The sequence below is a fragment of the Pseudanabaena yagii GIHE-NHR1 genome, from assembly GCF_012863495.1.
In the GTDB taxonomy this organism is placed as follows: domain Bacteria; phylum Cyanobacteriota; class Cyanobacteriia; order Pseudanabaenales; family Pseudanabaenaceae; genus Pseudanabaena; species Pseudanabaena yagii.
Window position 1 is genome coordinate 3,021,893 of the sequence record NZ_JAAVJL010000001.1, and the last position, 16,869, is coordinate 3,038,761.

General features: G+C 43.6%; 9 protein-coding genes and 1 pseudogene. 3 read left to right on the forward strand and 7 right to left on the reverse strand.

Annotation, left to right across the window (positions count from 1 at the left end; genetic code table 11):
• The first annotated feature begins 47 nt into the window (after positions 1–47).
• Positions 48–1,105 (forward strand): annotated as a pseudogene (locus HC246_RS13810) (IS4 family transposase).
• On the opposite strand, the gene HC246_RS13815 reads toward HC246_RS13810, so the two are convergent.
• Complete coding sequence (locus tag HC246_RS13815) at positions 1,049–3,445, reverse strand: CHAT domain-containing protein (RefSeq protein WP_169363882.1); 2,397 nt, start codon at positions 3,443–3,445, stop codon at positions 1,049–1,051. The pseudogene HC246_RS13810 and the gene HC246_RS13815 sit on opposite strands and share 57 nt — an antisense overlap.
• Positions 3,446–3,806: 361 nt before the next feature.
• Between HC246_RS13815 and HC246_RS13820 the strand changes: the two genes are divergently transcribed.
• Positions 3,807–4,634: an Rpn family recombination-promoting nuclease/putative transposase gene (locus HC246_RS13820; protein WP_169363883.1), complete on the forward strand. Its 828-nt coding sequence runs from the start codon at positions 3,807–3,809 to the stop codon at positions 4,632–4,634.
• Between the two features lie 17 nt (positions 4,635–4,651).
• On the opposite strand, the gene HC246_RS13825 is transcribed toward HC246_RS13820, so the two are convergent.
• The 6 genes from HC246_RS13825 to HC246_RS13850 form a co-directional block, all read right to left on the reverse strand.
• Complete coding sequence (locus tag HC246_RS13825; protein ID WP_169363884.1) at positions 4,652–7,183, reverse strand: CHAT domain-containing protein; 2,532 nt, start codon at positions 7,181–7,183, stop codon at positions 4,652–4,654.
• A gap of 49 nt (positions 7,184–7,232) precedes the next feature.
• Positions 7,233–9,881, reverse strand: a complete 2,649-nt coding sequence (locus tag HC246_RS13830) for a CHAT domain-containing protein (protein WP_169363885.1) — start codon at positions 9,879–9,881, stop codon at positions 7,233–7,235.
• A gap of 143 nt (positions 9,882–10,024) precedes the next feature.
• The gene (locus tag HC246_RS13835; protein ID WP_169363886.1) at positions 10,025–11,020 is read right to left on the reverse strand and encodes a hypothetical protein; all 996 of its coding nucleotides are present in this window, start codon (positions 11,018–11,020) and stop codon (positions 10,025–10,027) included.
• A gap of 166 nt (positions 11,021–11,186) precedes the next feature.
• On the reverse strand, positions 11,187–14,213 hold the full coding sequence (locus HC246_RS13840; protein WP_169363887.1) for a CHAT domain-containing protein: 3,027 nt from the start codon (positions 14,211–14,213) through the stop codon (positions 11,187–11,189).
• A gap of 391 nt (positions 14,214–14,604) precedes the next feature.
• A complete protein-coding gene (locus HC246_RS13845) occupies positions 14,605–15,492 on the reverse strand; it encodes an Rpn family recombination-promoting nuclease/putative transposase (protein ID WP_169363888.1) in 888 nt (295 codons plus the stop codon).
• A 217-nt stretch (positions 15,493–15,709) separates the two neighbouring features.
• Positions 15,710–15,853: a hypothetical protein gene (locus tag HC246_RS13850; RefSeq protein ID WP_169363889.1), complete on the reverse strand. Its 144-nt coding sequence runs from the start codon at positions 15,851–15,853 to the stop codon at positions 15,710–15,712.
• 80 nt (positions 15,854–15,933) lie between these two features.
• On the opposite strand from HC246_RS13850, the gene HC246_RS13855 reads away from it, so the two are divergent.
• A complete protein-coding gene (locus HC246_RS13855; RefSeq protein WP_169363890.1) occupies positions 15,934–16,863 on the forward strand; it encodes a hypothetical protein in 930 nt (309 codons plus the stop codon).
• Positions 16,864–16,869 lie beyond the last annotated feature (6 nt).

The following is a 16,869-nucleotide window of genomic DNA, read 5'->3' on the forward strand; positions in this document are numbered from 1 at the left end:
CAGGGAGGGGTTTTATAAAAGATAACCACATCGTAAATAAAACCCCTATGAAAGAGATTAACCTATTCCGAGAAAAGTTGCAGCAACATCTGCAATGGAATAGAGCAAGACTAGCCTTTGTGTCCATGTTCTTGATCGCGCTAATGCGAGTAAAGACAGTAAACCTAGCTGAAATTGCCACAGGATTTAGTGGTTATGCCAAAGTCGAATCACACTATAAGAGGTTACAGAGATTTTTTCGAGACTTTGAAGTGGACTATGAAAAGATCGCACTCATGGTCGTCAAAGTCATGCAAATCCCGAACCTTGGGTAATTTCTATCGACCGCACCGATTGGGAATTCGGTAAAACCGTGTTTAATGTGCTGACATTGGGAATAGTGCATTACGGTATTGCATTCCCGTTGGTATGGATGATGCTGGACAAAAAAGGTAACTCAAACACCCGTGAGCGCTGTGAATTGTGTAATCGATTTCTGGAAATATTTGGAGACCGCAAAATCGACTTTTTGAGTGCAGACCGAGAGTTTGTCGGTGAGGATTGGTTAGATTACTTGTTGTGTGAACCATGTAACCGTTTTCGTATCCGCCGTAAAAATACTTTGCTCAATGACGGGCAGAAAAAACTGCGTGCCGACATTTGTTTTCAAGACCTCCAAGTTGGTCAGTCCAAAGTATTGTCCAAGCCCAGAAAGGTTTGGAACCATTGGCTTCGTATAGCCGCTATGCGTCTTGATGATGGCGATTTATTAATTGTCGCGACGACTCATGACCCTGATACGGCTATTGCTGACTATGCTAAGCGTTGGGCTATTGAGACTTTATTCGGGTGCTTTAAAACCCGTGGCTTTTGTTTGGAGTCCACTCATCTTCAAGATCCTGAACGTCTTTCCAAACTAATTGCTTTGCTTACTCTGGCTTTATGTTGGGCTTTTTCTTCTGGGCTTTGGTTGGCTCAACTAAATCCCCTCAAGCCTAAAAAACACGGTCGTCTTCCTAAAAGCATTTTTCGCCTTGGTTTTGATTTCCTTCGTCACATCATCTTTGACTTACATCTCAATTCTCAAGCCTTCTTTAACTCCATTAAATTTTTGTCCTGTACTTAGGAGTTCACGATAAAATGCTTCCATCAAAGCCTGAGTACCTTCATCATTGACAGCCCAAAGCGAAGCGATCGCCTGTTTTGCCCCTGCTTTTTGAACTTGATAACCAAAGCCCAAAATTTCAATCCCATCACTATATCCCGCTAAACCCGTTTGGCAGGCACTCAATACAATTAGGTTAATATTTTGCAGGGATAGGTCAGAGATTTCGCGCAACTTGAGGATATCGCCATTACCAAAGAAGATGCGTGAGTTGTCGGGACTACCTGTGTTAAATTCGGCATGGGTCGCAAGGTGGAGAATGCTGTGCTGTTTTAAGTCTCTTTCTGTGGCTTGACGACTAAAGGCATTTTCTTCGAGGGTGTTGGAGTTGGGTAATGTTTTAGCGATCATGCGAACTTCGGCAATTGTCGCAGGTAATGGTTCCTGTCCAAATTTTCTCTCGCCTGCTTTACCGCCAAAGGCTCCCGCGAGAATGCTTGGCTCTATTTGAGTCTGAGGACTAAAATCACTAAGGCTATAGGCGATGAGATTACTAATCCGATATTTCTCTACTAGCCATTGTTTACCGTCATAGAGAGCAGCGATGGGGATATATCGCAAAATACCATCAGGAGCATAGCGAATAGTGGTGGTTTTATTATTGATGAGTTCGCTTTCGATGGGTTTAATCAGCAATTTATAGAGTTTTTGCGATGGTTCTCGAAAGTCTTCTGAATATTGATCTGGCAGTACTGAGCGGAGTGCTGTAATTAAAGCAGTTAGCTCATCTTGTTTGATGGCAACTGTGCGATGAATTGGTAATGTATTGGGTGCAAAGAGAATGATTTCCAGTCTGTCACCTAAGATGAAGGGATAGAGCAGGACGTTGCCCTGTGGGATTTGGTTGAGATATTCGGGGACTTGGTTAATTTCGGATTTGGGAAGTTGTTGGATCTGCTTAGCAAGTTGGCTGTTAATTTCAGGACTATTCTCAAAGCTAACCGCTAATAGCTTATCGCTCATCGCTTTCTCTGGTTCTAACAGTCGGACACCTTGCGCCGATCTGTCACTGCCTTTGATATTTTTGAAGTAGTCTTCGAGTTCTTGGACTTTGAGGAGATCGAGGACTTGGAGGGCTTCCATGATGCGATCTTGCTGAATTAGGAGGTTGGCAAGACGTTTATAGCTGCTAGAAACAGTTTCTAAATAGGATTTTTGGATATCTTTATCGAGTTTGCGAATGTCTTTGCGGATCGCTTCGCGGACGTTGATCGATTGTTTGTAAAAGAGAATTGCTAGTTCAAGGCGTTTTGCTTTGGATAATACAATTCCCAGATTTGAGAGAGCTAAACCTTCGGTGCTTCTATCGCCGATCTCTCTAGCGATGGTCAATGATTGTTGATAAGAAATCATTGCTTCTCGATCTCGATTTAGTTTTCCGTAGGCAACAGCTAAATTATTCAGCCCATACATTTCGCCACTTCGGTCTTTGATTTCGCGCGCGATCGCTAATCGTTGTAAATGGAACTCGATCGCTTTGTCATATTTACTGAGAGCATCGTAAGCGATTCCCAGATTTCCCAGCGAATTCCCCTCACCCCTACGGTTTTTGATTTCCCGCGCGATTGCTAATCTTTTCAGTTGGAACTCGATTGCTTTGTCATATTTTTCGAGAGACATGTAAGCACCTCCCAGATTTCCCAGCGCTGCTTCCTCACCGAGACGGTCTTTGATTTCTCTCGCGATCGCTAAACTTTGCAGTTGGAACTCGATCGCTTTGTCATATTTGCCGAGGGCATAGTAAACATTTCCCAGATTTCCCAGTGAATTCCCCTCACCGAGACGGTCTTTGATTTCCCTCGCGATCGCTAAGTATTGCAGATGGAACTCAATCGCTTTGTCATATTTGCCGAGGGCATCGTAAGCGTTTCCCAAATTTCCCAGCAAATTTCCCTCACCGAGACGGTCTTTGATTTCCCTCGCGATTGCTAAGCTTTGCAAATGGAACTCGATTGCTTTGCCATATTTGCCGAGGGCATCGTAAGCGTTTCCTAGATTTCCCAGCGAATTTCCCTCACCGAGACGGTCTTTGATTTCCCGCTTGATGGCTAAGCTTTGCAGTTGGAACTCGATCGCTTTGTCATATTTGCCGAGGGCATCGTAAGCGATTCCCAGATTTCCCAGCGCCTTTCCCTCGCCGCGACGGTCTTTGATTTCCCGATAGATATTCAGTGCATTCTGAAATGACTGCATAGCTGCCTCGCACTGTCCAGTTTTGCATTGCTGAATTCCTTGTTGCAACAGCCGATCTGCTTCTGCTTTGCGGGCTTGAGTCGTTTGTGCTTGGGCGCTCTCACTCATCACTATCTGCACTTGCCCATAAGATAAAAAAGTCAACATTGTGATACCGATCACCTTATTCATCGCCCACATCCTCACGTTTACATCAAAACCCGCAGTTGCATACCAGCCAGCATAAAGCGATATTCCCCAAAACAGCTATTCGTTACAAAAAACATAACCAACCCAAAATCGAAACTATCTACTAGGTGATATAAAGTAGATCGTCAAAAGAAACCTGTAAATGCACAGATCCCCGACTTTTTCTAAGCTAGCAAAGACTATTTGCAAATTCACAAAAAAAGTCGGGGATCTCAACCTAAGCTTTTTAAGTTTTCTTATGCCTAGCTACTTAATTTTTGTGAAATGATCAAACCCTGCAATGATCGATAACGTCTGTAAATTTCTCGCAGAAAGCTACTCCACCGACTTTGCCAGTTGGCTACTAGGCAAACCCATCACCCTAACCAAAATCGAACAATCCGAACTCACAGTCGAACCAATTCGCGCCGACTCAGTAATATTTCTCGAATCCGATGAAATCATCCTACACATCGAATTTCAGACCGAGCCAAATAAAAATATCCCCTTCCGCATGACCGACTACCGACTACGGCTATATCGCAAATATCCCGAAAGGAAAGTCCATCAAGTCGTCATTTATCTCAGCCCCTCGCGATCGCACCTAGTCCATGAAACCACATTTGACCTTGGAGAACTAATCCATAACTTCCATGTGATCAGACTATGGGAACAACCAACAGAAATATTTCAGCAATATCAAGGACTATTACCCTTTGCGGCACTAACCCAAACCAGCGCCCCCGAAGAAACCCTAAGACAAGTAGCGAGACAAATTGCAAATATTACCGACAAGCAACTCCAAAGTAACGTCGCAGCCTCGACCGCTATAATATCTGGTATAGCCCTAAGCAAAGAAATCATCCAAAGATTACTCAGGAGCGACATCATGAAAGAATCAGTAATTTATCAAGAAATATTACATGAAGGTTTAGCTGAAGGTGAGGCTAGAGGTTTAGCCAAAGGTGAGGCTAAAGGCAAAGCTGAAGCAACTAATCAAATTGCCCTCAATATGCTGCGTTCTAATATTGCTGTAGATGTCGTAGCCCAACTGACTGGACTGACCACTAAGCAAGTGCAGAAACTACAAAAGCTATCGAATAAAAAGCCTCAGAAGCCCAAAAAGTAATCGTGATCGCATACTGTCTACAACCCATTCCCGATCGCAAAAAATGCTGACCAGTATTTAGGATGATTGAACTGCGATGACTTAATCAGTGAAATTTGCGCTCTGTGCAATGCTTCGACAGTCGTAACATTACCTGTTTTAAGTTCCTTATAAAATGCTTCCATGAGTGCTTGTGTGCCTGCATCATCAACAGACCAGAGAGAAGCGATCGCCTGTTTTGCACCAGCTTTCTGAATCTGATAGCCAAAGCCTAGTATTTCCACACCACTACCGAGTTTGCCAACCCCAGTCTGACAGGCACTGAGGACAATTAATTCCACATTGGGAATCTGCCAATTGGTCAGTTCGTTCAAGCGGACTTTATCACCATTGCCAAAGATGATGAACGAATTTTCAGGCACACCGTCATTAAACTCAGCATGGGTTGCAAAATGGAGAATATTGTAGCTGTTGAATTTGGCTTCAGTATTGGCACGGCTAAAATCATCCTCTATTAAAGTAATCGAATCCTGAAATGAATTGGCGATCGCTATTACTTCCTTGAGCGTAGCAGGTAAGCCCTGTTGTCCAAATTTTTTGGCTCCCGCTTTACCACCAAAGGCTCCTGCGAGAATCCGTGGCTGCGTTTTAGGTTTCGGAGAGAAGTCGGAAAGGGTATAGGCAATGAGGTTGCTAATGCGATATTTTTCACCAATCCACTGCTTGCCGTCATTGAGAGCGCTTAGGGGAATATAGCGCAAAATGCCATCAGGGGCATAGAGGATTGTCTGAGCTTGACTTAGTTCTGTCTCAATAGGTTTAATTAATAGCTTATAGAGCGCAATTGCAGGTTCTTTATAGTCTTCAGAGCCAGCATCGATCAGCCCAGATTTGAATTCGGCAACTAACGCTTCTAATTTATCTTTAGTTATATTGACGGTGCGCTGGATGGGGAGATTCTGCGATGAAAAGAGGATGATTTCTAAGCGATCGCCTAAAATGAATGGATAGAGTAATACAGTTCCCTTGGGAATTTGTTTGAGATAGTCGGGAACTTTATTGATTTCGGTTTGGGGGAGTTGCAGAATCTGATTAGATAATTGAGTATTGATATTTTTACTATTATCAAAGCTAATCGCTAATAGCTTATCGCTAACAGCTTTCTCTGGTTCTAAAAGCCTTACCCCTTGTACCGTGCGATCGCTACCTTTGATATTTTTAAAATAGTCCTCTAGTTCTTGCACCTTCAGTAAATCAAGGACTTGTAAGGCCTCCATGACTCGCCCTTGTTTGAGCAATAGATCCGCGAGATGACGATAGCGATCAGCTACGGTGGTTAAATAGGATTGGCGATCGGCTTGGGCGAGATTACGAATATCCTTACGGATAGCTTCGGTGATATTGATCGAAGACTTGTAGAAAGCGATCGCTAAGTGATTTTGATTGAGATTAACTAGAGTCGCGGCAATCTCCGCATTTGCCTGTGCTTCTCCCCTACGTTCACCAATTTCCCGCACAATTGTGAGATGTTGCTGATACAAATCTAATGCTTTTTCATATTGTTTGAGCGCATAGTAAGCATTGCCCAAATTGCCTAAGGTTGCACCTTCCGCTTGACGGTCTTTGATATTGCGGACAATCTCTAAGTTCTGTTGTAGATAATCAATCGCTTTTTGGTGCTGTCCAAGGCTATTCAAGGTATTGCCTAAATTACCCAAAGCTGTGGCTTCACCATTGCGATCGCCAATTTGCTGATAGATGACTAGCGCCTGTTGGTATACATCATTGGCTTGCTGGTGTTTGTTCAAGTATCCATAGGCATTACCCAGATTTTCGAGCGCTTTCGCTTCAGCACGACGATCTGCGATCGCTCGGACAAGCTGTAAACTCTGCTGAAGCCATTCCACTGCTTTTTGATATTGACCTAAATAAGCATAAGTATTACCAATATTTCCTGTAGCATAGGCTTCTCCTTGGCGATCACCGATGTTCTTGGTGGCGGCTAAATATTGCTGATAGAAGTCTAAAGCTTTTTGATATTGTCCCAGAGCCACATAGTTATTGCCTAAAAGACCAAGACTGAGGCTTTCTCCTTGGCGATCGCTAAGGTTTTGAGAAATTTTGAGCGCTTGTTGATGATGCTCAATTGCCTTTTGATATTGTCCTAAGGCAAAGTAAGTAGCTCCTAAATTATTGAGTACTTTCACTTCCAAATTGGTAATCTGCAATTGCCTTGCAAGTTCTAGGCTTTGCTTAAAAGAACTAATGGCGCGATCATATTGACTAAAAATTATAGAGATATTGCCAAGTAATAGGCGCACATTGGCTTGACTGGGGTAGTCGTTGATTTCTTGATAAATCTGTAATGCTTGCTCAGCAGATGTCAAAGATTCACGAAACTGGCTCAACTGAAACTGTTGAATGGATTGATTGAATAGGCGATCGGCTTCAAATTTTCGCCATTGCATTGGTTGAGCTTGGACATTCATGGGTGACATTGCCAGCGATAAACCACCACCGACGCTACAAATCCCAGTTAAGAGGAATAGACAGAATGCTTGAGAAGCCATATTAGTAACCTAATTGTTGAATTCTTCAGTAATTAAACCAGTTGTACGCTTAAAGTCCATTACCGATCGCAAAAAATGCTGACCAGTATTTAGGGTGATTAAACTCTGATGAACGAATCAAGGAAATTTGGGCTTTATTTAGAGCTTCTGTCGTAGAGACATTACCCTTTTGAAATTCTTGATAAAAAGACTTCATCAGTACCTGCGTTGCCACATCATCGACAGACCAGAGAGAAGCGATCGCCGTTTTTGCGCCTGCTTTTTGCACTTGATAACCAAAGCCTAATATCTCTACACCACTTCCCAATTTGCCCTCACCAGTTTGACAAGCACTGAGTACAATCAATTCCACATGGGGAATCTGCCAAGCCGCGATTTCACTTAAACCAATTTTGTCACCATTGCCAAAAATGATAAAGGAGTTGTCTGGCACACCTTGGTTAAACTCGGCATGGGTCGCAAAGTGCAGCACATTATAGTCCTTAAATTTAGCTTCCGTAGCTTGGCGGCTAAACTCGTCTTCGATGAGGGCAACGGAATTTTGGAAGGTATTGGCGATCGCCTGTACTTCTGTAATCGTTGCAGGTAGGGCTTGCTGCCCAAACTTCTTCTCACTTGCCTTACCGCCAAAGGCTCCTGCAAGGATATTTGGCATGATTTTGGACTTGGACGAAAAGTCGGAGAGGCTATAGGCTATCAGATTACTAATTTGATACCTTTGCGCCATCCATTTTTGACCATCATAGAGAGCCGCAAGCGGGATATAGCGCAGAGTTCCATCGGGGGCATAGAGAATAGTTTGAGCTTTCACCTGTGTGAGTTCAGCTTCGATGGGTTTAATCAAGATTTTATAAAGAGCGATCGCAGGTTCTTTATAGTCTTCTGAAGAACTGTCTCTCAGTCCTGCCCTAAATTCGCTAACTAGAGATTCAAGTTGTTCTTTTGAGACTTGGACAGTGCGGCTAATGGGTAGCGAATTTGGGGAGAAGAGAATAATTTCAAGGCGATCGCTTAAAATTAAAGGATAAACAAGGACAGTTCCCTGTGGAATTTGTTGCAGATAGTCAGGAACTTTGTTGATTTCTGATTTAGGAAGTTTCTGGATCTGATTGGCAAGTTGGCTATTGATTTCCTTGCTATTGTCAAAGCTCACTGATGATAGCTTATCGCTAATCGCCTTCTCTGGTGCTAATAGTCTCACTCCCTGCGCCGAGCGATCGCTACCTTTAACATTTTTGAGATAGTCTTCAAGTTCTTGTACCTTGAGCAAATCGAGAATTTGGAGCGCTTCCATCACGCGACCCTGCTTCAGCAATAAATCCGCAAGGCGGCGATAGGAACCTTCAATATTACTTAAATAGGAATTCTGTAAATCGCGATCTAATTTACGAATATCTTGGCGGATGGATTCACTGACATTGACTGACTGCTTATAGAAAACAATCGCTAAATCAGGTTGATCTAATTTTTGGAAAGTCAAACCAAGATTACTAAGAGCAATTCTCTCGCCATCACGATTTTTAATACTACGCGCAATTTCTAATCCTGATCGATGATTGGTAATCGCTTGGTTATAGTCTCCCAGATGATAGTAAGCACTTCCTAAGGAGCTTAATGTCTTTCCTGCTCCACGGATATCTTTAACTTCACGGGCAATTTTTAAACTGGAATTGTAGTATTTAATCGCGTCATCATATTTCCCTTGAGCTTCATAAGCGTTGCCTAAATATCCTAAGGACTTTCCTTCCCCTCGCCGATCTTTAATTTCCTGAGCAGCTTTTAAGCTGGATTGATGATATTTAATTGCCGATGGATAGTCCCCTAGATCGTAATACACATTACCCAAGTACCCCAGAGACTTGGCTTTACCTAGTCGATCATTAATCTTGGTCGCGATCGCTAAGCTCTGTTGGTAATATTCGATGGATTTGGGATAGTCTCCAAGGGAACGATACACCAGTCCGAGGAAACCGAGAGCCTGTCCTTCGCCGCGTACTTCCTTGAGTTCGCGAGTAATGGCTAAACGCTTTTCTTGATATTCAATGGCTTTTGCAAATTTGCCCTGAGCGCGATAGGCGTTGCCAAGATTGCCCATCGCATTGCCTTCACCTTGGCGATCATTGATTTCGCGAGCAATCACCAAACGCTGTTCATGATAATCGATCGCTTTCGGATAGTTGCCCTGAGCATAGTAATTCATCCCCAAATTACCTAAAGCTGAGCCTTCAGCACGGCGATCGCCAATTTCACGGGCAATGGCTAAACCCTGTTCATGGTATGCGATCGCCTGAGCATAGTTACCACGAGAGCGATAGACCACACCTAGATTGATTAGCGATTCTGCTTCGCTGCGACGATCGCCAAGCTCTTTTGCGATTTCTAAACTCTTTGTATGCGATGCGATTGCCTCATCATATTTACCAAGCGACTCGTAAGCTTTTCCCAGATTATCTAGCGATTTTCCTTCTCCTTGACGATCCTTGATTGCTCGATAGACTGCCAAGGCTTGTTGCCATCCCTGTAAAGCTGCCTCAAACTGACCAACTTGATATTTTTGCAGCCCTAAATTAAGCAATTGATCTGCATTTACTTTGCGGTCTTCTGTTACTGCTTGAGCCATTGTTGCCTCGCTGATCACACCCTGCATAGGTAAGCCAACTAACAATGCCGCAATGGTGATACCCAAACCTTTATTCATAGCCTTAAACCTGAATTAGTAAAACGCTTTTTCGCGGTCTCAACAAACGATACCCGAAAATTTTTTTATCTTCAATCCCATCTATAGCGTTTGGTTAGTTTCTCCGCCTTTGACGGGGAAACTAACTTCTGTACCTCGCATAGCTATTGCCAGCGTGTTACCCGTAATTTCGACTCTTGACCTGTGGTGCGCCAATCGCGATAGTCGCCATAGGTTGTAACCGTCAACTTTGAGCCATCACTTTGATTCGCAAAATTCATCAGGCAATATCCATCGCCACTACATGCCTCGACTTCAGGCAGTTGATCACAAACTTCCGCTTTGCCACCAACGTTGATTTTGCAATCTGGCGTAACTACAGGTTGCCAACCATTCTTCAGTAAAATATTGCGTAAATCACCATAGGGCATTTGTTGCGTTAGTTGGGATTCAATCGCTGCTCTGCTACTTGTCGGAGCATTATCCTTTGGCGATCGCTTAGTTGATTGCAATTTTTGGGTGAGATTCCAGCAACCATTGCGATGTTCAAAAATATAAGCATTGGGTTCGCCATAGGTTCGCACTAGCTGCTCCTTTTCATCCACTCCTGCGTATTGCGCCTTGATGTAATCCACCCGAAAGGTTTTATCATTCACTCGCTGAATGTCTAACTTCAAGCGTGTATAGGGAGCATTATCAACTTGAGATGGAACTAGCTGTACCCAAGTGTAATCTCTAATAGAAATACTAAATTCATCATTCTTCCTACTCATCATCTCCAAAAGCTTACTAGGATCTTGATAATCTCTAACTTGCACATAGGGCGATGTAAAGGTATAGCGAATCTCATTACCCTGATCATCTTTGCCACGCACAAATTGCTCAAAGAAACTTGTGTATTCCTCTTTTGCACAGGAGACAGGTAGAGGTGCATTGCTCTGTTGCTCAACTTCAGCATTTTGCTGTTCAGTATTTATCTTTTGGGCAGAACTTCCATTAATTGGATTCTTAGAAGAATTAGGCGCAACTTGAGCTTTACTCCCAGATCCTGCGATCGATTCCTGCAATATTGGGGTATTGTCTAGAGCTTTTGTGGAAGTTGTGCTACAAGCTTGAACTAAAGCTACTAAACTTGCCGCGATGATCTTTGGGTAGTTCATACAAATTTCTGTTGAGCATCTGATGCTTTTACGTTCAAAATAGTCTGAAAAATTGCAATTTTGTTCCGTGTTCAGTAGTAACCCAAAACCCAGAAGTTTGTTCCGCCTGCTACGCGGGCGGAACAAACTCTGGTTTTTGGGTTTAATTAAGTTGAGCTACTTATACTTACAAGCCATTGCTGATCGCAAAAAATGCTGACCAGTAATTCGGATGATTAAACTTGTCTGATTTAATCAAGGTGACTTGTGCTCTATGCAAAGCCTCAATCGCTGTGACATCACCTTTTTGCAATTCCCGATAAAAAGCTGCCATCAAAGCTTGAGTCCCATCATCATTGACAGACCAGAGCGAAGCGATCGCCTGTTTTGCCCCTGCCTTCTGCACCTGATAGCCAAAGCCTAAGATTTCTACACCACTGCCAAGTTTTCCTACTCCCGTCTGACAGGCACTCAAGATAATCAAATCGATATTGGGAATCTGCCAATCGGTAATTTCATTGAGACGGATTTTGTCGCCATTGCCAAAGATGATAAAGGAGTTGTCTGGCGCACCAGTGTTAAATTCGGCATGGGTGGCTAGGTGGAGAATATTATGGTTTTTGAATTTCGATTCAATGGCTTGGCGACTAAATTGTTCTTCGATCAGGGTGACTGAGTTTTGGAAAGAGTTGGCGATCGCTTGGACTTCTCTGACGGTTGCAGGTAAGGCTGTTTGTCCAAACTTGCGATCGCCTGCTTTTCCGCCAAAGGCTCCTGCGAGGATGTTGGGTGCGTTTTTGGGTTGGGATGAGAAGTCAAAAAGGGTATAGGCAATGAGGTTGCTAATCTGGTATTTCTCAACTAGCCATTGTTTACCGTCATAGAGTGCGGCGATGGGGATGTAGCGCAGTTGTCCATCGGGGGCATAGAGGATTGTTTTGGCTTTGAATTGAACAAGTTCGGCTTCGATGGGTTTAATCAGGAGGTTATAGAGTTGGATTGATGGCTCTTTGAAGTCCTCAGAACCAGCATCAAGGAGTCCTGACCTAAAGTCATTAATTAAGGTTTCTAATTGGTCTTTGGAGATTTTAGTGGTGCGGCGGATGGGGAGGTTGTTGGGGGCAAAGAGGATAATTTCGAGGCGATCGCCTAAGATGAATGGATAGAGTAATACGGTTCCTTGTGGGATTTGGTTGAGATAGTCGGGAACTTTGTTGATTTCGGTTTTGGGAAGTTGTTGAATTTGATTGGCAAGTTGATTGTTGATGTCTTGGCTATTGTCTGGGTTAATGGTTAACAGCTTATCGCTAATAGCTAATTCTGGCGCTAATAGTCTGACTCCCTGTGCGGATCTGTCGCTGCCTTTGATGTTTTTGAGGTAGTCTTCGAGTTCTTGGACTTTGAGGAGGTCGAGGACTTGCAGGGCTTCGATGATGCGGTTTTGTTGGAGAAGGATGTCTGCGAGGGCGCGATAGGTAGATTCGACGGTGGCTAAATAGGATTGTTGGAGGTCTTTATCGAGTTTTTTGATGTCTTTGCGAATCGCTTCGCGGACGTTGATCGATTGCTTGTAAAAGAGAATCGCTAGTTCGGGGCGTTTGGCTCTGGATAATACAATTCCTAGATTTGCGAGAGCATAACCTTCGACATTCCTATCACCGATTTCTCTAGCAATGGTCAATGCTTGCTGAAGAGAAATCATCACTTCTTGATCTCGATTCAGGTTATCGTAGGCAATAGCTAAGTTATTTAGTTCACTGATTTCACCACGGCGGTATTTAATTTCCCGTGCGATTGCTAAGCTTTGCAGATGGAAATTGATTGCCCTGTCATATTTGCCGATGGAACTGTGTACAAGTCCCAAATTCCCCAGCGCTTCCCCTTCTCCCTGACGATTTTTGACTTCCTGCGAGATTGCTAAACTTTGCAGATAGTATTCAATCGCTTTGTCATATTTACCGAGGTTTCGGTAAGCTTGACCCAGATTTCCCAGCGCCCTTCCCTCTCCGAGACGGTCTTTGATTTCCCGTTTGATTTCTAAGCTTTGCAGATTGAACTCAATCGCTTTATCATATTTGCCGAGTTCTTGGTAAGCACCACCCAGATTTCCCAGCGTATTCCCCTCGCCGAGACGATCTTTGATTTCCCTTGCGATCGCTAATACTTGCTGTAGGTTCTCGATCGCTTTGTCATATTTGCCGAGGGAATAGTAAGCATTTCCTAGATTTCCCAGAGCATTTCCCTCACCGAGACGGTTTTTAATTTCCCGCGCGATCGCTAAACTTTGTAGTTGGTATTCGATCGCTTTTTCATATTTTCCGAGGTTTGTGTAAGCGAGTCCTAGATTTCCCAGCGCATTCCCCTCGCCGAGACGGTCTTTGATTTCCCGCGCGATCGCTAAACTTTGTAGTTGGTATTCGATCGCTTTTTCATATTTTCCGAGGTTTGTGTAAGCGAGTCCTAGATTTCCCAGCGACTGTCCCTCGCCTCTACGGTCTTTGATTTCCCTCGCGATTTCTAAGCTTTGCAGTTGGAACTCGAACTCTTTGTCATATTTGCCGAGTTTTCGGTAAGCGAGTCCCAGATTTCCCAGCGAGGCTCCCTCACCGAGACGGTCTTTGATTTCCCGCGCGATCGCTAAGCTTTGCAGTTGGTATTCGATCGCTTTGTCATATTTGCCGAGGGCATCGTAAGCAAGTCCAATACTTATCAGCACTCTGCCCTCACCCAGACGATCTTTGATTTCCCGTAAGATTACTAAAGTTTGTAGAAAAACCTCGATCGCTTTGTCATATTTGTTGAGGGAAACGTAAGCTCTTCCCAGATTCCCTAGAGAGATTGCCTCAATTCGCCGATCTTTGACTTCCCTTACGATCTTTAAAGCTTGTTGCAAATTATCAATCGCTTTTTGATATTGATTGAGAGAGGCATAGGCAAAACCGATATTAGTAATTGCAATCCCCTGTCCCCTCAAGTTATCAGTTTTCTTGAAATCCTCTAACGCTCCCTGACAAGCCAATAATCCCTCTTGAAACTTTTGAGCATTCAAATTATCGCGACATGACTTTAAGATTCGATCTTCTTCCGCCTTGCGCTCCTCTGCTGTTTTCGCCAGCACCACCTCACTCACCGCCACTCCACCAACAAGGCAAAGAGAAAAAGGCAAAAGGAAAAAGTGAGCGAGTTTCGATGATTTCTTGCGATGGGGCATCATAATTTGGCAAGGAAAAAGTAGAAAGGCAAAAGGAAAAAGTGCGCGAGTTTTGGGGCTTTTGGGCGCGATTACATCCCAAACCCTACGATCCGCAAAGTCAATATATCACTAAATTTTCTTGTCTCTCCATCTCCCCGAATTTTTTAAACATTCACCCAAGCAAGGAAAAAGGAAAAAGTAGAAAGTAAAAATTATCGTAGGGGCGAAGCATTACCGCCACCATTTAGGCATTTCACCACAACCTCCAAACGGTAATGCTACGCCCAAACCTCACAACGCAGCCACAAGCGATCGGCGAGAGCAAAGAGGGTTAAGCATTTTTCGCGATCGAGATTTTTTGTGAGGAGTTTGAATATTGTGGCGCAAATGCTTAACCCCTACTTTCTACTTTTTACTTTCTACTTGACAACCATGCTTCCAAATCCGCCACCTTCTCAAAATCCAACACCGCCTCCGCCAAATCCTCCAACTGCTCCGCCGATAGCTTATCCAACCGCTTAAGCGTCTTCAGTGTCACCTTACCAAACTTCCGAGTTAATAGTCTTACTACAGCTTGCTTCAGTCCTAGTATTTGACCACGCTGTGTCCCAATCTTTTCACCCTCAAGTTTACCCTCAAGTTTGCCCTCAAGTTTGCCCTCAAGTTTGCCTTCAAGTTTTGCCTCCCGATAAACCCTTGTTTTCTTGAGATCACCTAATGTAAACATCGCTTCAACCTCCTCTCGACTCATTTGGGGAAACTTGTACAGCAAAACTGTCTCAATAAATTCTATCATCCTCTCGCGCTCTACTTGCCCCACCTGACCAGCCAACCGCTTTGCTAAAGCTACTGTTTCTTTCTTCGGCGCAACGATCAGCCTCACTAGTTCTAAATGCAACGACTGATTTGCTGGTAACTCATCCAGATATATCCGTCCAATATGTCCATCAGTAAATAGTGTTCTAAATTGTTTTGGTACTTCAGGCTCAATATTGCGCTTTGCAAATATCGCGACAGCTTGCCAATCTTGCTCAGGCTTGTATTGGCTCAAATACAGAAATATCTCGCCAACAAACTCCCAATAAAATTCTGCTCGTTTTTGAAATTGCACCTCCACAAACCAAATATTTTTATCCAATGCTTCTGGGATGAAAATGCCATCGAAGCGAAAGGCTTTTTCCTTAATTTCCACAGAAGTAAAGCGATATCCTGCTGCTGTTTCGGGTGGTAATCCCACCAACTCAAATAGCAAGCCATCAAAGGTTTGAAATAACTGAAAAAAGATCGTGTCAGTTCGCATCGGATTATTTTAGCGAATTTTACACGCAAGAATATCGTCACCATTTACGCAGATCATTGCGATCATCAAACGGTAATGTTACGCCTAAACCTCATAACGCAGTCATAATTTATCGGTGAGAGCAACGAGGTTTAAGCATTTGCGGATCGATATTGTGGTGAGGAGTTTGAATATTGTGGTGCAAATGCTTAAACCCTACAAGAAAATAGTTATATCCTCAACGACGACCTCCAGCCCCACAGTCAAACCCTAGAAACATTTCTAAACCTGTGGATCCAAGCCGCGATCGCCCAAGACCCAGAACTACTAGAAACCGCAATAGCCAAAGCCCCAAAACCAAAAAACTATCAAACTCAACCACAGGGCAAAGGCACAGAATGGAGAACCAACATCGAAGCAAGGATTGCGATCGGCTGGACAGGCAAAGGACAAACCAACGAAATGCTATTTCAGATCGCGATCAAGCATCGCGTATTTGACGGAATTGACGACACCAACGAACTAGCCCAAGCGATCGCCACCACCGCCAAAAACTGCCAAGGATTCTACCAATACTCCAATCACACTAGAGAAATCGAAAGCAGAGCAATATATACCGCCCAAAGCGTAATGATGACCCATTATCCCTACGGCAGCCAACCAAACAACCAAAACAACTTCACAACCAATGCCACAACTAAAAAAAAGCAAAAGCAACAAGAAAACAAACCAACTGCCATCGAGCGAATTACCCAAGCCATCGCCCAATTAAGCACTCAAGCCTTCAGCAAAGTACGCGAAGCGATCGCCGCAATTAGAGCGATCGCCAAATGCAGCCCCACCACCCTATACAAACCCGAAATCAAAAAACTATGGCAACCCCTAATCAAAAGCTGTAACACAAACACCAGCAATGATTTCAACGCACCAGAATCAGAAAAAACAGAAAAACAGCCAACTTTCCAAAATCCTAAAATCATTACAGAAAGCCTTGTTACAGTTAAAGATCCTAATGAAGTGTTTTTTCCTGAATCCAAAAAAGAAAAACCTAATCAAATCAATCCCGTCTCCTTGCCCGAAGTCTCCAAATTTCCTGATGAAACCTTAAAGCCTATACAGGAAGAGGGATACAAGCATATTATGACTTTTGAGCAGCAAGTAGCGATCGCCTCAACTTGCCCCAGTCCAATGATGCTCGAAATCTCAAAATGGCACAAACTTAAAGAACCACCACGACAAAATTCATCAACCCTTGAAAAGATTCAAGTAATCGTCAATGCTGATCCGAGCAAGGCGCGATCGCAATTAGCAATGCTCAGGGCTAAATTACTAATGCCTTGGCTCAAATCTGAGGAGAGATCTCAAACTGAAGAAGCGATCGCTTGGCTATAAGAACTC